Source organism: Synechococcus sp. H70.2 (assembly GCF_047462275.1).
In the GTDB taxonomy this organism is placed as follows: Bacteria; Cyanobacteriota; Cyanobacteriia; order Thermostichales; family Thermostichaceae; genus Thermostichus.
On sequence record NZ_JANSIU010000001.1, the window covers coordinates 205,954 to 226,426 of the forward strand.

Annotated in this window: 20 protein-coding genes; 14 read left to right on the forward strand and 6 right to left on the reverse strand. The window is 61.1% G+C overall.

What is annotated here, in order from left to right; genetic code table 11:
* Positions 1–13: 13 nt before the first annotated feature.
* The 4 genes from NW822_RS00990 to NW822_RS01005 all read left to right on the forward strand — a co-directional run bounded on the left by NW822_RS00990 (position 14) and on the right by NW822_RS01005 (position 3,628).
* Positions 14–739 carry a phycobilisome rod-core linker polypeptide gene (locus NW822_RS00990; RefSeq protein WP_414359357.1) on the forward strand — a complete coding sequence of 242 codons (726 nt, stop codon included), beginning with the start codon at positions 14–16 and terminating at the stop codon, positions 737–739.
* Between the two features lie 140 nt (positions 740–879).
* Positions 880–1,191: a DUF6825 family protein gene (locus NW822_RS00995; RefSeq protein WP_414359356.1), complete on the forward strand. Its 312-nt coding sequence runs from the start codon at positions 880–882 to the stop codon at positions 1,189–1,191.
* Positions 1,188–2,909 (forward strand): ABC1 kinase family protein, encoded by a 1,722-nt coding sequence (locus NW822_RS01000; RefSeq protein ID WP_414403220.1) that lies wholly within the window; start codon positions 1,188–1,190, stop codon positions 2,907–2,909. Before NW822_RS00995 ends, NW822_RS01000 begins: the two co-directional genes overlap by 4 nt.
* The gene (locus NW822_RS01005) at positions 2,909–3,628 is read left to right on the forward strand and encodes a Stp1/IreP family PP2C-type Ser/Thr phosphatase (RefSeq protein WP_414359352.1); all 720 of its coding nucleotides are present in this window, start codon (positions 2,909–2,911) and stop codon (positions 3,626–3,628) included. The genes NW822_RS01000 and NW822_RS01005 overlap by 1 nt, the downstream gene beginning before the upstream one ends.
* Before the next feature lie 79 nt (positions 3,629–3,707).
* Here NW822_RS01005 and NW822_RS01010 read toward each other — a convergent pair whose 3' ends face one another.
* Positions 3,708–4,952: an ABC transporter substrate-binding protein gene (locus NW822_RS01010; RefSeq protein ID WP_414403221.1), complete on the reverse strand. Its 1,245-nt coding sequence runs from the start codon at positions 4,950–4,952 to the stop codon at positions 3,708–3,710.
* A gap of 209 nt (positions 4,953–5,161) precedes the next feature.
* Here NW822_RS01010 and NW822_RS01015 point away from each other — a divergent pair, with 209 nt between their 5' ends.
* Together NW822_RS01015 and NW822_RS01020 are read left to right on the forward strand one after the other, a co-directional pair.
* A complete protein-coding gene (locus NW822_RS01015; protein ID WP_414403222.1) occupies positions 5,162–6,004 on the forward strand; it encodes an ABC transporter ATP-binding protein in 843 nt (280 codons plus the stop codon).
* A complete protein-coding gene (locus NW822_RS01020) occupies positions 6,001–6,708 on the forward strand; it encodes an ABC transporter ATP-binding protein (protein WP_414403223.1) in 708 nt (235 codons plus the stop codon). Before NW822_RS01015 ends, NW822_RS01020 begins: the two co-directional genes overlap by 4 nt.
* Before the next feature lie 40 nt (positions 6,709–6,748).
* Here the strand turns inward: NW822_RS01020 and recN are convergent, their stop codons facing one another.
* Positions 6,749–8,440, reverse strand: coding sequence for a DNA repair protein RecN (recN, locus tag NW822_RS01025; RefSeq protein WP_414403224.1), 1,692 nt, complete (start codon positions 8,438–8,440; stop codon positions 6,749–6,751).
* A gap of 72 nt (positions 8,441–8,512) precedes the next feature.
* Positions 8,513–8,821, reverse strand: a complete 309-nt coding sequence (locus NW822_RS01030; RefSeq protein ID WP_414403225.1) for a hypothetical protein — start codon at positions 8,819–8,821, stop codon at positions 8,513–8,515.
* Positions 8,822–8,933: 112 nt separating this feature from the next.
* On the opposite strand from NW822_RS01030, the gene NW822_RS01035 reads away from it, so the two are divergent.
* Entirely contained in the window at positions 8,934–9,560 is a 627-nt protein-coding gene (locus NW822_RS01035) for a pseudouridine synthase (RefSeq protein WP_414403226.1), read from the forward strand.
* Here the strand turns inward: NW822_RS01035 and hisB are convergent.
* Entirely contained in the window at positions 9,543–10,163 is a 621-nt protein-coding gene (gene hisB, locus NW822_RS01040; RefSeq protein WP_414359343.1) for an imidazoleglycerol-phosphate dehydratase HisB, read from the reverse strand. The two genes, NW822_RS01035 and hisB, sit on opposite strands and share 18 nt — an antisense overlap.
* A gap of 276 nt (positions 10,164–10,439) precedes the next feature.
* Here hisB and NW822_RS01045 point away from each other — a divergent pair, with 276 nt between their 5' ends.
* From NW822_RS01045 to NW822_RS01060, 4 genes are all read left to right on the forward strand, one after another.
* Positions 10,440–11,849 carry a RecQ family ATP-dependent DNA helicase gene (locus NW822_RS01045; RefSeq protein ID WP_414359341.1) on the forward strand — a complete coding sequence of 470 codons (1,410 nt, stop codon included), beginning with the start codon at positions 10,440–10,442 and terminating at the stop codon, positions 11,847–11,849.
* 89 nt (positions 11,850–11,938) lie between these two features.
* Positions 11,939–13,774, forward strand: a complete 1,836-nt coding sequence (locus NW822_RS01050) for a glycoside hydrolase family 3 N-terminal domain-containing protein (RefSeq protein WP_414403366.1) — start codon at positions 11,939–11,941, stop codon at positions 13,772–13,774.
* Positions 13,775–14,089: 315 nt separating this feature from the next.
* Entirely contained in the window at positions 14,090–14,368 is a 279-nt protein-coding gene (locus NW822_RS01055; protein ID WP_414403367.1) for a c-type cytochrome, read from the forward strand.
* Between the two features lie 9 nt (positions 14,369–14,377).
* Positions 14,378–15,049, forward strand: coding sequence for a diacylglycerol/polyprenol kinase family protein (locus NW822_RS01060; protein ID WP_414403227.1), 672 nt, complete (start codon positions 14,378–14,380; stop codon positions 15,047–15,049).
* Between the two features lie 100 nt (positions 15,050–15,149).
* Here NW822_RS01060 and NW822_RS01065 read toward each other — a convergent pair whose 3' ends face one another.
* Positions 15,150–15,371 (reverse strand): helix-turn-helix domain-containing protein, encoded by a 222-nt coding sequence (locus NW822_RS01065; protein ID WP_414359339.1) that lies wholly within the window; start codon positions 15,369–15,371, stop codon positions 15,150–15,152.
* Between the two features lie 354 nt (positions 15,372–15,725).
* On the opposite strand from NW822_RS01065, the gene NW822_RS01070 reads away from it, so the two are divergent.
* Positions 15,726–16,796: an RpoD/SigA family RNA polymerase sigma factor gene (locus tag NW822_RS01070; protein WP_414403228.1), complete on the forward strand. Its 1,071-nt coding sequence runs from the start codon at positions 15,726–15,728 to the stop codon at positions 16,794–16,796.
* Between the two features lie 28 nt (positions 16,797–16,824).
* Here NW822_RS01070 and NW822_RS01075 read toward each other — a convergent pair whose 3' ends face one another.
* Positions 16,825–17,358 carry a DUF4079 domain-containing protein gene (locus NW822_RS01075; RefSeq protein ID WP_414403229.1) on the reverse strand — a complete coding sequence of 178 codons (534 nt, stop codon included), beginning with the start codon at positions 17,356–17,358 and terminating at the stop codon, positions 16,825–16,827.
* A gap of 186 nt (positions 17,359–17,544) precedes the next feature.
* Between NW822_RS01075 and NW822_RS01080 the strand changes: the two genes are divergently transcribed.
* Both NW822_RS01080 and NW822_RS01085 read left to right on the forward strand, forming a co-directional pair.
* A complete protein-coding gene (locus NW822_RS01080) occupies positions 17,545–18,036 on the forward strand; it encodes a phycobilisome linker polypeptide (RefSeq protein ID WP_414403230.1) in 492 nt (163 codons plus the stop codon).
* A gap of 141 nt (positions 18,037–18,177) precedes the next feature.
* A complete protein-coding gene (locus tag NW822_RS01085) occupies positions 18,178–20,454 on the forward strand; it encodes a polysaccharide deacetylase family protein (protein ID WP_414403231.1) in 2,277 nt (758 codons plus the stop codon).
* Positions 20,455–20,473 lie beyond the last annotated feature (19 nt).

The window sequence follows — 20,473 nt, forward strand, 5'->3', positions numbered from 1 at the left end:
AGGAGCACCGCCTATGTCTCTTCCTTTGCTGGCTGTTCGCCCCACCACGCAAAACGAACGGGTAAACCGCTACTTTGTGGCTAGTGACGAAACTCCGCCCGTCTACCGCCCCGATGACCCAACGGGTATTGAGAATGTTATCCGCGCCGCCTACCGCCAAATCTTCAGCGAGCACCTGATGCTGGAGAGCTACCGGCAAAGAGCGCTGGAGTCCCAGTTGCGCAACGGGGCGATTTCGGTGAAAGAGTTTATCCGTGGCCTGGGCAAGTCGGAGGTCTACCGCGACCTGGTCATGGTTCCCAACGACAACTACCGCTTCGTTGAGATCACCTTCCAGCGCTTCCTAGGTCGGCCCACCTACAGCCAAATGGAGCGCATCCAGTACTCGATTATCCTGGCCACCCGCGGCCTAGACGGGTTCATCGACGCCATTGTGGATAGCGAGGAGTACGACGCCGCTTTTGGAGACGATGTGGTGCCCTACCAGCGCCGCCGCCTTTCCGAGAAGCCAACCAACTTGGTCACCCCTCGCTATGGACCACGTTGGCGGGATATTTCCGGCGTAAGGCCTTCGGCCCGGGAAGTGGTGCGCACCTATCGGGTTGTCCGCCCGCCTAAACCTGGGGATCCGGAGAACTTCATCAACATGGCTCGCCTGCTCAATCCCAAGCCGGCAGCGCGGCAAAACATCAGCGTCTTTGATCTAAAGATCCCTGACATGACCACCAACCGTCGCTAGCCCTAGACAGGCTTCCTAGGGCAAGTGCCTGTGGGACTGCCGGGCCAAGGCTCCGCTGCTGTTCGGGTGGGGTGGCTCGGCAGCTTGCCTGCGGCAAGATTCGTTATAATCTGGGTGATGCTTCTTAACCCTTGGGCTGCATGAAGAATTCCGTTGTGCGGGCTTTTTTCGTCGGCAAAGCAATGGCCGATGTCTTGCGGGAGCGTTGGGAGGGCACGCTTGCCGACATTGCTGCGGAGGTAGGTAAGCTGTGGGCAGAGCTGCAGGAAGGCTGGCAGACCTTTGCCCAGGAGGTGATGGCCCGAGCCGAGACAGAAGCATCGCTAGCTACCCAAGCAATGGCCTCGTCCACCTACAAGGTGGAAGACCTGCAGGCAACTCTAGACGACCTGCGGGCCGAGGTAGCCCAGCTCCGCTCTGAGTTGCAGAAGTACCGCAATCGAAACGCTTGAAGGCAAGCACAGCAACGGGAGCCAAGCCTGCTAAACCCTACACCGCCTACCGGTGGGCCCGGGAAAACTACAGCCGCTGGGGCCGCCTCCTTGACATTTGGCGCTTTGTGCTGACTTGGCTGTTCTACCTCTGGCTGGACCAGCAGGCCTGGAGCTATGGGGGGCAGCCTACGCCAGAGCAAAAAGCCAAGCGCCGTCGTGCTAGAGCCATCTGGATCCGCGAGACGCTGCTCCAGCTGGGCCCCACTTTTATCAAGGTAGGGCAGTTTTTCTCCACCCGCGCCGATCTTTTCCCTGCTGAGTATGTGGAGGAGCTGTCCAAGCTGCAGGATCGGGTGCCTGCCTTCAGCTATGAGCAGGTGGCGGCCATTGTACAGCAGGAGCTGGGCAAGCCCATTGAGCAAATCTACAGCTACTTTGATCCCACCCCCTTGGCCGCAGCCAGTTTGGGGCAAGTGCATCGCGCCAAGCTCAAAAGCGGTGAAGAAGTGGTGGTGAAGGTGCAGCGGCCGGGCCTAGTGCGGCTGTTCACCATCGATCTCGAGATCTGCCGCGGCATTGCCGAGTTTTTTCAGCACCACACCCCCTGGGGCGGGCCGGGCCGGGACTGGATTGGCATCTACGAAGAGTGTCGCCGCACCCTTTGGGAAGAGGTGGACTATCTCAACGAGGGCCGCAACACCGACACGTTCCGCCGCAACTTTCGCGACATGCCCCAGATTGCCGTTCCCAAGGTGTACTGGCGCTACACCTCCCCCCGGCTGCTGACATTGGAGTACCTACCGGGCATCAAAATTAGCGACTACGAGGCCCTGAGGGCGGCAGGGTTGGATCGCAGGGCTTTGGCCCGCTTGGGGGCAGAGGCCTATCTGCGGCAACTGCTTAAAGACGGCTTTTTCCACGCCGATCCCCACCCCGGCAACCTTGCCGTCAAGCCAGATGGCACACTGATTTTCTACGACTTTGGCATGATGGGGCGCCTTCGTCCCGGCCTCAAGGAAAAGCTGGCAGATATGCTGGCAGCTGTGGTGGCCAAAAATGCCGACCAAGTGGTGGCCTTGCTGGTGGAGCTGGGCGTTCTGGTGCCCACTGCCGATCTCGCACCCGTCCGTCGCTCAGTGCAGTACCTTCTGGATCACTTCCTGGACAGACCTTTTTCCGGCAAGCTGGACGAGATCTCGGTGGCGGCCATTAGCGAAGACCTCTACGAGCTGGCCTACGAGCAGCCGTTTCGCTTCCCTGCCACCTTTACCTTTGTCATGCGAGCCCTCACTACCCTGGAGGGGTTGGGAAAAGGGTTAGATCCAGAGTTTAACTTTATCGAGGTGGCCAAGCCTTTTGCAGAAGAGCTCATGAACAGTAGCCAACCCGAGAAGGAAACCCTGCTAGCCCAAGTCAGCCGCCAGGCGGTGGAATTTACCAGCAGCAGCCTCAGCCTGCCCCGCCGCCTAGAGGCGACCTTGAGTAAGTTGGACCAGGGGGAGCTGCGCCTGCGGGTCCGCTCCAGTGAAATGGAACGCCTGCTGCGTCAGCTCAACACAACTGGCCTGGGCACCATCTACGCCGTATTGTTTGCAGCCTTTTTGCTCAGCGCCACGCAGCTATTTTTGGCCGGGCATGCTACTTTAGCGGTTGTCACCCTGGTCTTGGCTGTTCTCGCTGCTTTGGCGCTGGTCAGGGTACTCTGGAAGGCAAAGGGATTGGATCGGCTGAGGTGATGCGACGCTATGCTGGCGCTACGGATCCGGGCAAGGTCCGTAGCAGCAATCAAGATGCCTACTACTGCGATCCAAAAGGGCGCTATTTCATCGTTGCCGACGGCATGGGTGGGCATGCAGCAGGAGCCACAGCCAGCCAGCTAGCGGTTGAGACAATTCGGGCCTGTTTGGATGGAGGCTGGGAGACAGTGCCGGCGCCCAAGCTCCTGAGCAAAGCAGTGGAAGCTGCCAACGAGGCGATTCTTAAGGATCAGCGGGAAAACCCGCAACGGGCGGACATGGGAACCACCGTAGTAGTGGCGATGGTGGATCCCAACAACAATTGCTGGAGTGCTCACATTGGCGACTCCCGTCTCTACCGCCTGCGGGGATCCCAGCTGCAGCAGATGACGGAGGATCACACGCTAGTTGCTCGCTCAGTTCGGCAGGGGGAGCTGACTCAAGAGCAGGCCCGCATCCACCCCTGGCGGCACATCCTTGAGCGCTGCCTAGGCCGGCCCGACACAGGGCCGCCTGCTATCCAACCCATTAGCCTGCTTCCCGGGGATCGCCTCCTGTTGTGTAGCGATGGCCTCACCGAGGAGCTGGACGACGAAGTCATTGCCGAGTATTGCTTGAGGGTGCAAGACCTGGAGCAGCTTGTCCTCAAATTAATCGAGGCAGCCAAAGAGCGAGGAGGTCGGGACAACATCACCGTCGTCATTGCCGAGTACGCCTAAAGGGCCGGCGGTGCCATGAAGCAGGGGCTTGCCAGGCATCTCCCCAGCCAGCCCCTACTCCTTGAAGGCAGTTTAGTCTTTAGCTCTTCGGCTCAAACACCTTCAAGTCCACGATCTGGCCGCCTTTGAAGGTCCAGTGGGCAAAGGTTCCGGCCACGTCTCCCTTTTCATCAAAGTCCAGCGAGCCGGAAGCGCCAGTGTAATTGATGTCTTCCCCTTTCTTCAGCAGCTCCACTGCTTTGGCCCACTCGCCAGGCAGGATCTCGGTGCCAGGCGGATTGGCCACTTGTCGCAGGGCATCGCGGATGGCAGTACCATCGGTGCTGCCGGCTTTTTGAATGGCCAGAGCTAAGAGGAAGGCGGCATCGTAGGCGGTGTCGATGTAAGGGGTGGGGGGCAGCTCCCCATAGGTAGTTTTGTAGGCTTCGGCAAAGCTTTGGTAAGCCTTGCTATCGGTGAGGGCCTGGGGGGAGGTGCCGATGGATCCCTCTAGCTTGTCCGCCCCCACCTGGGCAGGCAGATCGGGAGACCGCATGCCGTCTGTCAAGACAAAGCGCTTAAATAGCCCCCCTTCTAGGGCCTGCCGCAGAATAACTGCACCGTTTTCTGGATAGCCAATAACCACTAGGGCCTGGGGATCCCCTTCCTTGAGCTGATCCAGCTCGCCGCGGTAGGAGGCTTTGCCGGGCTCGTAGGGGACGGCCTTGGTGATCTTGCCTCCCTGCTTCTCAAAGGCTGCCTTGAAGCTGTCGGCCAGCCCCTGTCCGTAGTCGTTATTGATGTAGATAACCGCCAGGCGATCCAGCTTCTCTTCGCGGGTAATTTGCGCCAGGGCTACCCCTTGGAAAGCATCGGAAGGAACGGTGCGGAACAGAAAGTCATTGTCGTCCAAGGTGGTGATGCTGGGAGCAGTAGAAGCGGGCGAAATCTGCGGAATCTTGCTAGGAACTGTTACTGTTGTGGCCACTGGGATGGTAACGCCACTGCCCAAAGCACCAATAATGGCGGCCACCTTCTCCACGTTCACCAGCCGCTTGGCCGCATCGATAGCTGGTTGGGCTGAGGTCTGGTCATCCGCCTCCACCACTTGGATTTGGGATCCGAGGACGCCGCCGGCAGCGTTGATCTGATCCAGGGCCAGCTTGATGCCCTTGAGGCAGTTTTCCCCATAGGCTTGCAGGTCACCCGTCAAAGACAGCAGCGCTCCAATTTTGATCGGGGTTTGGGCTGCTTGCTGAGCTGTGCTCGGTAGCAAGGGGGTAACCAGGAGCGCAGCTGCTAGGGCTGCTGCCGTTGCGAAGGCCCGCCGTGTCAGTCTCTGCATAAGAACCTCCAGTGAGAGAATACAACTGCACTTCCCAAAAGTTGGTGGTCGTACAAGCAGACGTTGGGTCACCTCGGAGAGTTCCCTCCTAGAGTCAGCCCCACTCCCGAGGAGGAGCTTTTTGGCAAACCTATTCTCGAGTTTGGTTAAATAAGGCTCATTATCCTACGATAAAAGTTCATAGAATGGAATGGTAAATTCATTAGGCAATGGAGTTTTCCCAGGGTAGCAGTGTGATCGTTATCGACAACGTCTCCAAACAGTTTGGCGGCGTCAATGCCCTGGATCGCTGCTCCTTCCGCATCGAAGCTGGCCGGATCACGGGCTTGATTGGCCCCAACGGGGCGGGGAAAACAACTCTCTTCAACATCATTGCCGGGTTTATTCGACCCAGCAGTGGCCGCATCTGGCTAGATGGGGAGGACGTCACGGGCTTGCCTCCCCACCGCTTGTTTCAACGCGGGCTAGTGCGCACCTTCCAGATCCCGCGCGAGTTTGGCCGCCTGACCGTTCTAGAAAACTTGATGGTCGTCCCTCCTGAGCAGGCGGGGGAAAACCTGTTCAACACCTGGTTCCGCTGGCGGCGCGTGCAACGGCAGGAGCGCCAGCTGCAAGCTCGGGCTGAAGAAGTTTTGGAACGGCTCAACCTCATCCACCTGCGCGATCAACTGGCGGTCAACCTTTCCGGCGGGCAAAAGAAGCTGTTGGAACTGGGACGTACCCTAATGGCGGACGCGCGGGTCATCCTCTTGGACGAGCCAGGGGCTGGCGTCAATCGCACCCTGCTAGCGGACTTGATCCGCTTCATCGAATACCTCAACCGTGAGCGCGGCTGCACCTTCTGCATCATCGAACACGACCTGGATCTGGTGACTCGCCTTTGCCACCATGTGGTGGTCATGGCGGGGGGGAGGGTGCTGACTCAGGGATCCATACAGGAAATTCGGCAAAACCCAGCTGTGCGCGAGGCCTATCTCGGATCCATTGCCCTGGCCGAGGCCCTCAGCTCCGGGCCGGCCTCCACCGTCTCGCCGGAGGGATCCCCCCCATGACCCCTTTGCTAGAGATTCAGGATCTCTACAGCGGCTACCGCGGCGTAGACATCCTCAAAGGGATCCGCCTCAAGGTCAATCCGGGCCAAATTGTGGTCGTCATCGGCCCCAACGGCGCGGGCAAATCCACGGTGCTCAAGTCCCTCTTTGGGTTGGCCACTATCCACTCTGGCCGGGTGCTCTTCCAAGGCTCTGACATCACCCATCTCCCTGCCGAGCAACTGGTGCGGCGGGGGATTGGCTTTGTGCCCCAAACCAACAATGTCTTTCCCTCCCTCACGGTGCAGGAAAACCTGGAGATGGGGGCCTTTATCCGGCGCGATAACTACACTGCCCAACTGGAGCGGGTTTATGAGCTGTTTCCGCCCCTAAAGGAGAAGCGAAAGCAAGCGGCGGGATCCCTTTCCGGTGGGCAGCGGCAGATGCTGGCCATGGGGCGGGCGTTGATGACAGAGCCACAGCTGTTGTTACTGGACGAGCCCACTGCTGGCCTGTCGCCCCTGTACGTTGAGCAGACCTTTGCTCTCCTGCAGGAGATCAACCGCCTTGGCGTCAGCATCCTGATGGTGGAGCAAAATGCCAAGCAGGCTCTGGCTATAGCGGACTGGGGCTACGTCTTGTCCATGGGAGAAAACCGCTTTGAGGATACTGGCCCCAACCTGTTGCGCAATCCCCAAGTGCTGGAGCTGTTTTTGGGGGGCTGAGGCCCTCACCTCCAGCCCCTCTCTTCGAGGGAGAGGGGAGCTAAGCGGAGCTGGCCAGTTGGACTGCCTGCCTGAGAAGGGCTTCCACAAAGCCCATTGCCTCCTGGGCGGAGTGGCCAGCGGCCAGTTGGGCCAATTCCTCCCGGCGCTCCCTCTCTCCCAGAGGATCCACCCGCACGCAGGTCCGCCCTTCTTGCACCACTTTGTAAACCCGCAGGTGGTGATCGGCTAGGGCGGCAATCAGGGGTTGGTGGGTAACGCAGAGAACTTGGTGGTTCCGGGCCAGCTGGTGCAATTTGGCGGCAATGGCCTGCGCCACCTTGCCGGATACGCCAACGTCGATCTCGTCAAAAACCAGGGTAGCCACCGGATCCACGCCGCTGAACACCGCCTTTAAGGCCAGTAGAAAACGGCTCATCTCGCCGCCGGAGGCAATCTCGGCCAGGGGTTGCAGGGGCTCGCCGGGGTTGGGGCTAAACCAAAAGCTCACCTGATCCACCCCTTCGGCGGTGGGGGATCCTGGCTGGATTTGCACCTGGAATTGCACGCCGCTCATCCCCAGGGGCTTGAGCTCCTCAACGAGGGCCTTTTCCAGTTTCCGGGCCGCCTGCTGCCGCAGGTGGGAAAGCGCCTGGCAGTGGCGCTCCAGCTCCTGGGCTGCCTGGTCCAGCCGCGCCTCTAGTTCCTCCAAGTCGGTGCTCTCGTGCTGCAGTTGGGCCAACTCTGCCTGCACCCGCTGCGCGTGGGCCATCACCTCGGCCAGGGTGGGGCCGTATTTGCGGCAGGCCTGGCGCAGTTGGGCAAGGCGCCGTTCAATTTTGTTTAGCCGACTGGGATCTGCTTCCAGGGTCTCGCCGTAGCGCAGCAGCTCCCGTCCGGCCTCCTCCACCTGAACGAGGGCGCTGCTAACCAGTTCGAGGAGGGGAGTTAGGTCGGGATCCCGTTGAGCCATGCTCTGCAGCAACCGCTCGGCTTGGGCCAACAAGTCAGCAATAGCTGGGGAGCCGCTGTCGTTTTGGTAGAGCAGTTGGTGGAGGGCATAGCTCTGCTGCTGCAGTTCCACGCAGTGGGCTAGGCGCTCCCGCTCCCGCTCCAATTTGGTCAGTTCGCCGGGATCCTCTAGGCGCAGGGCAGCCAGTTCTTGGGCTTGCAGCTCCAGGAGATCTAGCCGCTGCAGCCGCAGTTGTTGGTTTTGTTGGCGGGATGCTATCTCTGCTTTGAGCTGGCTCCAGGTTTGGTAGCAAGCTGCCACCTCTAGGCGCAGGCGCAACAGCTCTTCGCCGCCAAAGGCATCCAGCCAGCGGCGCTGAGTTTGGGGCAACTGGAGCTGGATTGTCTGACCCTGGGCGGTGATCTCCACCAGGTGGGAGCGCAGGCTGAGCATCTGAGCCTTGTTCACCAGCACCCCGTTGACTCGCAGGCGGCTGCTGAGCTTGCCGTTGCGCACCACCAGCTCGCGGCTGCAGACCAGGCCTTCTTCCAAAGGCTCAATTTGCTCCTGCTCTAGCCAGGCCTCCAGGGCGGCCGTGGGCTGGAAAATGGCTTCCACCAGGCCCCGCTCGCTGCCGCTGCGCAGAGCGCGAGCTGGCCCCCCTAGCGCGGCATCGAGAGCCTCGAGAATGATAGATTTGCCCGCCCCTGTTTCTCCCGTGAGCACGTTCAGCCCTGCCCGAAAGGGGATCTCCAAGTGCTCGATGAGGGCGAAGTTCTCGATCCGCAACAGGCGCAACATCGGGATCCCGTTGGCCGTCCTGTCTCAGGTTAGCCCACCTGCCAACTTAGGCAAAACGGGGGAAGAGCAGCTTCAAGGGGTGGCCTCCGGCGTCTCCTCTGTTCTAGCGGCGGTATCGGCAAGCGGCTCGGAGGTGGCGGCTGGGGCATTGGGTGTATTAGGCGCTACCTCTGCCTCCTGGAGAGAGGCGGAGGGTTCGAGCTCGGCTTTTGGCTCTGGGGCGGTGGGCTCGGGGGCAGCGGCTTGGGCAGCCTCTTCTTGCTTTTGCCGCTCGTAGCGGCGCCGTTTGATCCCCTCATCCACCCACACGTACACCAGACTGAGAAGGGAGAGCCCTGCCGTTCCAATTAAAACCCAGAGTAGATTGTTGTCTATCGTCATGAGGTGAGATCCGTCCAACTTTGCCGCCAGGGGGAAACGCTGCCCTTAAGGCTTGATCTTACCGTTGAAGCTGCTCTGCCCAATCTTAAAAGACGGGATCCACCCTTTTGCCATGCGCTACCTCAAGTTTTACAAACCCTACGGCGTGCTCACCCAATTTACCGACCGGCAGGGGCGGCCAACTCTCAAGTCTTTCATCCCGGTGCCCAGGGTCTATCCGGTGGGGCGGTTGGATCGAGATAGCGAAGGTCTGCTTCTGCTGACCGACGATGGCCGCCTCAACGCCCGCCTCATCGATCCCAAGTTTGGCCACGAGCGCACCTACTGGGTGCAGGTGGAAGGGATCCCCACGCCGCAGGCTCTGCAACAGTTGGAAAAAGGGGTGATCATCCAGGGGCGGAAAACCCGCCCTGCCCAGGTGAGGGTTCTCACCGAAGAGCCACCCTTGCCACCGCGGGATCCGCCCATTCGCTTTCGCCGCTCCATCCCCACCACTTGGCTGGAGCTGACGCTGCGGGAAGGTCGCAATCGCCAGGTGCGCCGCATGACCGCCGCTGTCGGCATCCCAACTCTGCGATTGGTGCGAGTGCGGCTGGGCCCTCTCTCGCTGGAGGGACTGGCTCCCGGCCAGTGGCAGGATCTCAGTGAGGCGGAGTTGGCCCGCCTGCGGCAGTGTTGTTTTGGCCAGCCACGCCGTCCCCAGCTGAAGCGGGAGCTAAGTTTACAGCACCCCTTTTGAGCTGGGGATCCCATCCTGTCGGCGCGGATCCCGCTCTACGGCCATGCGCAGAGCGCGGGCAAAGGCTTTGAAACTGGCTTCAACAATGTGGTGGGCATTGAGGCCGGCTGCCTGGCGGATGTGCAGGGTCAGCTGGGCGTGGTTGACCACTGCCTGGTAAAACTCCCGCACCAACTGGGTTTCGTAGCGGCCAATGCGCTCCACAGTTAGCTCCAGGCCGTAGCTGAGGTGGGGGCGTCCGGAAACATCCAGCACCACCTGCACCAAGGCCTCATCCAAAGGCGCCCAGAAGTGGCCAAAACGGTAAATGCCGCGCCGATCCTGCAGCGCCTGGGCTAGGGCTTGTCCCAACGCGATGCCCACGTCTTCGTTGGTGTGGTGATCGTCGATGTGCAGATCCCCCACCGCTTTGATCTGGAGATCAATTAGCCCATGGGTGCTGAGCTGGGCCAGCATGTGGTCCAAAAAGGGGATCCCCGTGTCGATCTCGTGCTGCCCCTTGCCATCGAGGTTGAGGCGAACCTGCACGTCCGTCTCTGCTGTGCGACGGTGAACAAAAGCCACTCTGGGCTGGAGCGAGCACGTGGAATCTAGGGCAGTCATGGGAACCAAAGCAGCAGGAACACCCCACCTCTAGCATCGCACAAGCCTGCTGCCCTATGGCTACTGCAACCCCACCTTGCCAGCCTGAGCAGGCATCATCGCTTCCCCGCTAGCCCCGATCCCAGCCGTCCAGCCTAGGGAGTGGATCTGGCAGGGGGTTTCCCTCACCCCTGCCCCCTCTTCCTTTGGGAGGATCTGGAGTGGCCCGGAACTTCCCTCGAGGAAGTCGCTGTAGATTGCTGTAGGTAGAGAGAGCGCGGCAAAGGGGATTGCCGTTTGCAGGATTGGCAGCAGGTTTACTCTGCCCTCAAGCGGTACTGGGGCTACGAGGCGCTGCGGCCGCCCCAGGATCGGGTAATCCGCGCCTTGCTGGAGAAGCGGGATGCCCTCGTGGTGCTGCCGACGGGCTTTGGCAAGTCCTTGTGTTTTCAACTGCCGGCTTTGCTGCAGACAGGCCTGACCTTGGTGGTCTCACCCCTGATTGCCCTGATGGAGGACCAAGTTCAGGACCTCTGGAGGCGCCGTCTGCCGGCAGCCTGTCTGCACAGCGAGCTGGAACCGGCTCTGCGCAAGCGGGTGTTGCGGGCGTTGGCGGAGAATCGGCTGCGTCTACTCTATCTAGGGCCGGAAACCCTCTTTAGCCCGCCGGTCTGGGAGCGGCTGCAACAGGTGCCTATCAACGGCCTCATGGTGGACGAGGCGCACACCTTGGTGCACTGGGGAGGATCCTTCCGGCCCGACTACCGCCGCCTGGGGTTGGTGCGTCCTGCCTTGGGCCAGCCTGCCTTTCCCATCGCTGCCTTTACTGCCACCGCCGATCCCGAAACCCTCAACCGCCTGCGCCACCTCCTAGGGCTACAGCAGCCGGAGTGCATCCGTGCCGATCCCCTGCGCGCCAATATCTCCCTCCATGTGGAGGTGGCCTGGAGCCCAGCGGATCGCCGTCGCCGCCTGCTGCGCTTCCTGGCCGAAAACCCCGGCTCGGGCCTAGTGTATGTGCGCACCCGGCGGGATGGGGAGGAGCTGGCCGAGTGGCTGGGCCGACAAAACCAGAAAACCGCCACCTACCACGGCGGGCTGGAAGCGGGATCCCGCCGCCAGCTGGAACGGGCTTGGCTAGAGGGCAAGCTGCGCTTTTTGGTTTGCACCAACGCCTTTGGCATGGGCATCAACAAGCCGGACGTGCGTTGGGTGCTGCACTTTCACCCGCCCCCTAACTTGATGGACTATCTGCAGGAGGTGGGGCGGGGCGGGCGGGATGGTGGCCCTTGCCGGGCCCTCATGCTTGTCTCGGAGCCGACGGGCCTGCTGGATCCCACCGATCGCCAGCGCCAAGCCTATTTCTATTCCCAGCAGGAGCGCCTGCTGGCCCAAGCACGCCGCCTCCTCCAAACTCTGCCCTCCCAGGGATCCTATGCCGACTTGCCCCCAGGGGAGACGCGGGTGGCCCTGGGCCTGTTACAGGAAATGGGCTGTCTGCACTGGCCAGATCCCTTTCACTTCCAGGTGCTGCACCGCCGCTGGCAACCGCCACGGCGGGAGGATCCCTGGCGGGGGATGGAGGACTTCATCCACAGCCGCGGCTGTCGCTGGCAGGCAATTTTGCAACATTTTGGCTACCCTGAGAACCAGTCCAGCCTGCCCTGCGGCACCTGCGACCGCTGCCGGGCTTCCCAAAGGCGTTGAGGGTTTCGGCAGCCGGCAGAGGGGTTAGGATCTTTGCGCTTGCCCGGCGTTTTCGCAAAGGATAGGATCCCCTCGCTTTCCCCTTGCTGATGGTGTCCATGAGTGGTTCGGGATCCCCGGTCGCTGCCCTTGAGCAGCCCTTGTCCTTAGCACGGCAGGTGGCCCAACTGCTGGTGGTGCCGGTTTCGGCCCGCCTGGGATCCCAGTCTCCTCCCCGAGAGGTCCTCAAGCGACTGATCCAAGAGGTGGGGATCGGGGGCCTCTGGATTACTGAGGGCCATGTGGCAGAGGCCCTGCTGCTGATCGAGGAGGCGCAGTCTTGGGCTGCCCTGCCCCTTTTGGTGGCAGCCGAGGCCAGTCGCGGCCTGGCGCTGGCGGGGGCTACTTCTTTCCCCCACCCCCTGGGCCTAAGCCGCCTGGGATCCGAAGCCGAGCGCTGGGCAGAACAGTGGGGAAGGATCACGGCGCGGGAGGCGGCGGCCATCGGCATTAACTGGCTGCTTGGCCCGGTGGCTGAGCCCCTGGGGCAAGGCCCAGCAGAGCTGGCGCTGGCGGAGGAGCCGCACCTGGCGTTGCAACTGGCGCGGGCCTTTATCCGGGGCTGTGAGCAGGCGGTTCCCGAGGGGATCCTGACCACAGCCAGATCCTTCCCCGGCCAAGGCTGGGCCGAGGTAGAGCAGGCCCGCCCGCTGCTATCGCTAGAGCCAACTGCTGCCCCCTGCTGTCCTCGCCTGCGCCTTACCTTGGGCGAACTGCAAGCAGGACCCTGGCTGCCCTTCCGCGGCTTGGTGGAGCAGGTGGGGGCCATCTCGGTTGCGCCAGTGGTGCTGCCAGAGTGGGATGAGCGCTGGCCAATCTCTTTTTTGCCGGGACGGCTAGCGCAACTGCTGCGCCAAGAATGGGGGTTCAGTGGGCTGATTGTGGCAGAGGGCCTCGATCAGGGCTTCTTGGCCGAGTTGGCTGTTCGCGGCAGGGGGACGGAGTCCTCTCCCTGCCCACTAGCAGTGCGGGCCCTCCAGGCCGGCGCTGACCTCCTTTTGGCCCCTCCTGAGCCGGTGGCGGCTGTGGCGGCCATTGTGGAAGCCGTGCAGCAGGGATCCCTAGATGCCCAGGCCATTGCCCAATCGGTGACGCGGGTGCTGCGGGCCAAGCAGCGGCTTTTTCCCTCCGCCTCCGCCCTGCTCAAGCAAGTGTGGCCGGCCCTGGCGGAGACGGACTTTAGCTTGCTGCCCGGCTGGATGGGGGCTAAGGATCCCACTGACCCGGCCCTCAACCGCGGCTTTTCCGACGAGCAACTAAAGCCCCTGCTGCTGGGGGATCCCCTGGCCAAGGACTCCCCTTTGGCCAAGCTGTTCGGCGCCCGCTCCCCTCTGCCCAGGGCCGCCCAGTTGGGATCCCTCCTAGCCGAGAGCGACATTGCCCCCTGTCAGGCGGCCATGGCCCGCGGTGGAGTGACAGGCGGCCAACCCCTGCCTTTGCCCTTGCCGCCCGGCAGTTGGAACTGGATCTGGCAGGATCTCTCCCTGGGTCCTGAAGCAGGGCTTTTAGCCGAATCTCCTGCCCTGAGCATTCCCGCCAGCTTGGGTCTTCCTCCTCTGCTTAGCCATTCCCTTACCCCCTTGAGCTTGCTGGAGGCAGCTCTAAACAACTGCAGCGGCCAGTGGATTTTCCAAGCCTTTGTTCGCGATCCTCTGCCCAACTATGTGGTGGATTGGCTAGGGCAGCGGCGGGAGCAGGTAGCAGCCGTTGTTATTTATGGAAACCTGCAGGTTGGCTATCGCCTCCGCAGTTACTTGCAAGGGGCCAACGTCATCCACAGCCTCAACACCAATCCCCAGGCCCAATTGGAAGTGATGCAACGCCTGTTTCCCAGCCAAGCGCTGCTGAGGAAGTCCAAGCCTCAGCAAGCCGTCGCAGATCATTAAGAAAAAGTAAATACCCTTACAGATTGTTGGCAGGAAGCGGCTCCTAGGCTATTGTATTGGTGGAAATGTAAAAGATTGAAACGGTTTCTCTCAGGTTTGTCTGCTGTGCCCTTCTTCTTTCCCCATCTCGGCATTTCCGGCAGCCCCCGCTTGGCTTCCAGCAGGGAAGAGCCTCAAGCCTGCTCTCAGCTCTCCCCAGGGCAGCCCCTGAGGCCGTTTTTTTCCTTCCTGCAAGTGCTGGGGTCAGGGGGCTGGGTGAGGAAGCTGGGATGGGGTCTACTTCTTGTAGGTCTAGCGGTCTTTGGCTGGAGTTGGCTGGCTGCAGCCGTGCGGCCAGATCCCTACATCGAGGCTGTTCTTAGCTTGGAAGGGCAAGCCAGCAGGGGAGCCTCGCTGTTTGCCCTTAACTGTGCCGCCTGCCATGGCGAAGAAGGGGATGGCCGCGTAGGCCCCAGCCTGCGGGGGGTGAGCAGCCGCCGCTCTGACCGGTTTATCATTTACCAAGTAACCAGTGGCAAGACTCCGCCCATGCCCCAGTTCCAGCCCGATCCCCAGGCAATGGCGGATCTGCTTAGCTACTTGAAAACTCTCTGAGGCCAGCTCATGGGCCTAGCGCAGCAGCTTGCTTGCTACGCTCTCTGGCTGGCCTCCGTATTTGCCTTTGCGGAATGGCTGCGCTCCCGACAAGTGGATGGGGAATGGGTGCGCAAAGCTGTCCACATTGGTGTGGGCAATATCATTCTGCTGGCTTGGGCCTTGCAGGTGCCCCGCTGGCTTGGGGTGGGGTTCTCCCTGGTGTTTGCCGGCTTGGCGCTGCTCTCCTACCGGGTGGCTATCTTGCCTAGCTTGAATAGCGTCGGGCGCCGCAGCTTCGGCACCTTTTTCTATGCTGTCAGCATTGGCCTCCTCCTCTTCTTGTTTTGGCGGCCCCAGCAACAAGTTTTCGCTGTCATTGGCATTCTGGTGATGACCTGGGCCGATGCCTTGGCGGGGCTGGTGGGCAAGAGCTGGGGGAAACATTCCTATCAACTGGGATCCCTCCAAAAAAGCTGGGAGGGATCCCTGACCATGTGGGTGGTGAGCAGCCTAGTGATGGCATTGCTACTATTGGGGTACTTTGGCTTCTCTCCCTTGTTGCTTGCCATCAGCGTCGTGGTGGGGGGGATAGCCATGGGTTTGGAGATGTTCTCTTGGTGGGGGCTGGATAACCTGACCGTGCCTTTGGGCAGCGCCAGTCTCTGCTTTGCTTTACTGCAGCTTCTCAACTATCTGTAACGATCCGCAAGGGGGAGAGTGACCCTAGGGCCAGCAGAGCGCCTGGAGTTGCTCCTTCTGCTGCCGCTCCTAGCCAGGGCGGTAGGGGCTAGGGAACTGACTAGAGGCTAGATTCGTCGCCACTCAGCAGCCAAGTAACCGAGACTCCCAGCGCCTTGGCAAAAGCCACCAGTTCTTTGTCGATGACGCGCCGTTTGCCCTTTTCCACCTGGCCCACCTTGACGTAATCCAAATGAACACCGTACTTGGCCAGGCGACCCGCCAGTTGATCCTGAGTGAGCTGCAACCTCTCCCGTACCCAGCGCACTCGCTCTCCAATCAAGTTTGCTGCAGGAGGGCGCTGGTTGGGGTTGGCAAGGGAGGAGGAATGTTCTTTTCCAGGCTGAGGAGGCTGATGGCTTCTCCGGCGCCCCATGGTAGCCTAGGCAAGCACGACTTGTTAGAGCAGGCAGCCTGGCTGCCTCCTAAACATCCTACCTCAGGCTCTAGATCGAAAATTGCTTACGGATGCTTGCGCCTAGGATGCCTGCTCGGTCAGGGCTTAGCGGGTAGGATCCGGGGTAATCCCCCCTCTAGGCAGGAAAATTTCTAGGCAAAAAAGGCGGTGATGATCGATTTTCGCTTACAGGGGGGGAAGAAACTTTCCTAGACTAGGGAGGAAAGTTCTCTCCTCAAGGTGGCCGTGGTTCTCTCTCATCCTCACCCTGAAAACCTTCCCCTCTCCCCTCAGGAGTTCGATGAGCCCTGGCCGGAGGCGGTGGATTCCGCTGCAGAGGCTGACCTGGCGGCCAGTGCACGCCTTAACGAAGATGCTGTTGATCACTACTTGAATACCATTGGCCGGGTGCCCCGCATTGATCACGCGGAAGAGATTGAGCTGTCGCGCAAAATTCAGCAGAAGCTGCTCATTGACCAGGCCCGAAAAGAATGGCGGCAGCAGCGGGGGCAGGATCCCAGCGATGAGGAATTGGCGGCAGCCCTGCAGATCCCTGTGGCAACTCTGCGCTCGCGCATCCGCCAGGGAGAGCAGGCCCAACGCAAGCTAATCAACGCCAACCTGCGTCTGGTGGTGAGTGTGGCCAAGAAGTACCTCAACCGAGGGGTACCCTTTTTGGACTTGATCCAAGAGGGCAACATAGGTCTGATTCGAGCCACTGAAAAATTCAATGCCGAGCGAGGTTTCCGCTTCAGTACCTATGCCCACTGGTGGATCCGCCAGGGCATTACCCGCTGCATTGCCAACCAGGGCCGGACTATCCGCCTGCCAGTGCATATGGTAGACAAAGTGCGCTTGCTCAAGCGGACCAACCGCGAGCTCACGAAGGCCCGAGGGCGGCGACCTACAGAAGCTGAGCTGGCCGGGGCAATGGGCATCAAGGTCAAGAAGTTGCGCCTCATCCAGCAGGCTGCCGCTTTGCCCCTGTCGTTAGATGTACCGGTTGGCCAGGAAGGGGAAAGCCGCTTAGGGGACTTGCTGCCGGATGAGCGGCAGGAGCAACCCTTTGAAGAGATCCTGGAGCAGTCTCTGCGGCAAGATGTACGTTCTGCCCTGCAGACCCTAAAGCCCATTGAGAGGCAAGTATTGGAGTTGCGCTATGGGCTAGACGGCCAAAGGGCAAGAACCCTGCAAGAAGTGGGGAACCACTTTAACCTGACACGCGAGCGGATTCGCCAGATCGAGCGGGATGCCCTGCGCAAGCTGCGGGTGGGCTCTGCTTCGCGAACGCTGGTGCAGTACATTCGCTAGGCTTGGCTCTAGTAGCTGGGGGGATCCGCTACAAAGACAGCCCCAGCTTTAGGCCCAGGAGGGCATGGGTAAAGAGCAAGCAGAGAATTAGGCTGCCCAGATAGGCATGGGCAGTGCGCAAGGTCTCCCGGTTGCCGCCAAAGCCGCTGAGAGACAAGGTGCCATTCACGGCCAACAACAGCAACACCAGGGATCCCGTCCAGAAGTGGGGGCTGCTCAGCAGGGGCTTGCCCTGCATGACCAAGGAGAGAAGGCCGCCGGTGTAGCCCAGGGCAATGAAGGTGGCCATCCAGGGGGCCAATTTGCGGTGATCCAAGAGCGGCTTTTGGGCCGATTCCGGCAGGGATCCCTCGGCTGCCAGGCGCAAGGCCCGCCCCCGCCAGCCCGTTAGACCCACAAAGCTGCCCATCACCACCACGACAATCCCCATCATGAGAGGATGCCCCCACTGCACAATTGGCTGGGGCAGGTTGAAGCCGGCAAAGAAGTCAGCCACCGGCTGAAGGGCAGTCGTTAGCCAATCCGAAGCTGCTGCCAAATCCAGCAAAGCCAAGTTCAGCATGGGGATCCCTCCAGGTGTGCCACCCTCGACAATTCCTTTACAAATCTACAACAGACTCCCTTTCCATGACAGATACTGGCGGGAGGCTTTGGTGGAGCACCCGTAACCAGTAAAATGTCTAGCGGTGAGGCTGTAGTCGAGCAGGGTTTTTGGCAGCTGCCTGCCAAGCAAAACGGAGTTATCGCCATGGCCAAGTTGCTACTAGGGGATCAAGCGTTTGAAGTTGAGCTGCTGACGGATGTGCCCACCAATTGGCCTGGAATTAAAGTGATGTCCAAGGGAGCCAAGCTAGATATCCCAGCAGGAACAGTGGTGAGGGTAGAGTCGGAAGATGACCATGTCACTGGCTCCTACAAGGTGGTTTATCGTCTGGCTCCCGCCTATCCCCGCAGTTGGCGGCTGCTTTTGGAGCGGGAGAGCGCCGCTGCACCGCAAGCGGAAGCGGCTCCAGCGACCAAACCTGCTCAGGTTGCCCCTTCGGCAGCCTCGTCCCTGCCCAACAGCGACAAGATCTTCACCATCAAGGTATCGGGTCTGGTGGGAGGGGGCGTGCGCAAGAGCGTTGTCGAGTACAAAGTGCCCTTCAGCCGGCTCTCCCAAGAAGTGAAGCGCATTACCCAAAGGGGGGGGAAGATTGTCAGCATTACAGAGTCCAATTTGTTGAGCAACCTCGACTGACTTGCCTGGACAGCTTCTGGGCGGTGGTTCTGCTACCCCTCCTATGGACTGGGGTGCAAACCACTGGCAAGGGCTTCCTCGTCCCCAACCAGGAGATGGGGGTGGTAGGCTGACGTTGGTTTTGCCGGTGAGGAGGAGGACATGACCTCTCGACAGCCGCCGACGCGCCGGGGCGGTCATCCAGTCTCTGGGGCAAAAAGGGGATCCCCCTTCCCGCGCCGAAGTTTTTCTAGCTCTGGGCAGCGACCGCCAACGAAGTTGCGCTTCCGGCTGCTCCGCTTCTTGGCTTTGTTGGTTACGGTGCTGGGGTTTGGGACTGGAGCCCTGGTGGCCTGGGCAACTGCTCATCCCGACTGGGCCAGCCGCCTGCCGGCCCTGGCGTGGACCCTAGCTGAGTTTCCAACCCCTCGGGCCAAGGCCAAGGCCGCCCAACAGCGCCCGCCCCTCCCCCAAGAGCCGCAACTGCAGCGGGATCCTTTTGCGTTGGCTCCCTTGGCCAGCCTCTCCTACGTGCCGGCCATCATGTACCACGACGTGGTGGCTGGCCGCAAACAAGTCTGGTTTGACACCACGGTAGCCGAGCTGCGGCAGCACTTTGAGGCCATTAAGCAGGCGGGGCTGACCCCCATCCACATCGACCAACTCTACAAACACCTACGGGACGGGGATCCCTTGCCGGAAAAGGCCATTTTGCTGACTTTTGACGACGCCTACCTTGGGCTTTACGAAAACGCCTACCCCCTCTTGAAGGAGTACAACTACCCCGCCACCTACTTTGTTCAGACCGGCTTTGTCGGCGTACCTACGGACAAAGATCACTTCACTTGGGATCAGATGCGGGAGATGGATGCCAGCGGGCTGATTGACTTTGCCGCCCACACCGTCAACCATCCTCCCGACCTACGGCTGCTGGACGATGCCCGCCTGCGGCGAGAGGTGGTTGACTGCAAGACCAAGCTGGAGCAGGAGCTGGGCCACCCCATCCACTACTTTGCCTATCCGGAAGGCAATCGGGACGAGCGGGTGAAGCAATACCTGGCCGAGGCGGGTTACCGGATGGCCTTTACGATGGATCCCGGCTTTACGGGACAGTCGCCCAACTTGCTGGAGGTGCGCCGCTTTAACCAGTTTCGCCTCACCGAGGCCATTGTTGGCGCCCGCACCTTTACCCTTGGCCGCAGCCCCGACTACTGGCTGGATGGGACACGGCCCCTGGCTCTAACCGATGAGGTCATCGACGGGGTGAGGATCCTCACCATCCGCGGCGGACGGGCGGCTACGGTGCACGCGGAGCGGCGCTACGAGGTAAGAACCCTAGTCCAGCGCTACCAAGCCGATGCCGGCATTAACGGCAGCTTCTTCTCCATTCCTTGGATTAACTCGGCCAGCAACGTCATGGTGGGGCCAGTGATGGCCGCCAACCACAAGACCTTTATTCCCGGTCGCCCCGAAGATGACAGGGTCATCCGGGGCCGGCCTTTGGTACTCCTAGGCAGGGATCGGCTGCGCTTTGTGCCCTTTGATCCCGACACCATGACCCAGCTCGACAACCTTCGCCAGCTCATGCCGGAGGTCACGGACTTGTTTGTGGCGGGCTTGTGGCTGGTCAAGGATGGCCGGGCCCTTTCGCCAGCGGAGATTGACTCGTTTCGCCTCTCCAGCGCCGCCGAGTTCCGCCCCCGCGCCTTTTTTGGCGTAGACAACCAGGATCAGGTGGTAATCGGGGTTACCAAAACCCACGTCAACGCCGCCATCCTGGCTAGCCTATTGCCCAAAACCGGGATCCGTGAGGCGGTGCTGCTGGACTCTGGCTTCAGCACCTCACTGGTCTACCAAGGGGAGATCCTCGCCACCGGCCATGCCGGCCCCAACCAGCCCAGCCGCCCTGTCCCCCACGCCATTTTGCTCTACGACCTAACCCGTCTGTGGAGGGAGGATCCCCAGCAGCAGGCAAGCGGCAACTTCCCCGGCAGCCGGCTGGAGGGGCTGGTGCAGTTGCTCCCCAGCGGCGACCAGGAAGTGGCCAAGGCGCAGCTGGAGAGCATCCTGGCCGGCCAGCGCACTCTAAGGCGAGGGGAGCGGGGCCCGGCCGTGGTGGCGGTGCAACTGGGCTTAAGCCGTCTGGCCGCTCAGCAGGGACGGCTGGATCTGCTCCCCTCTGGCCCTGATGGCGTGTACGGCCAAGAACTGGCCCAGGCAGTGGCAGAATTGCTGCTGGCCGATACTCCCCTGGTGGCGGGAACGGCAACCCCATCCAGCGGGGGGGATGTCATCGATGCTCAACTGCTGCAACGGCTGCTGGAGCGGGTTAATCTCGCCCCAGCCTCTGTGCTGGTGGATACCCGTCTGGAGCGACCCACTTGGCCTCTGGAGCGCAAGCCGACCCGGAAGCTGCTGCCGAGAGCGGCTCTGGAGTAGATTCAGGGGGCTTCGACTC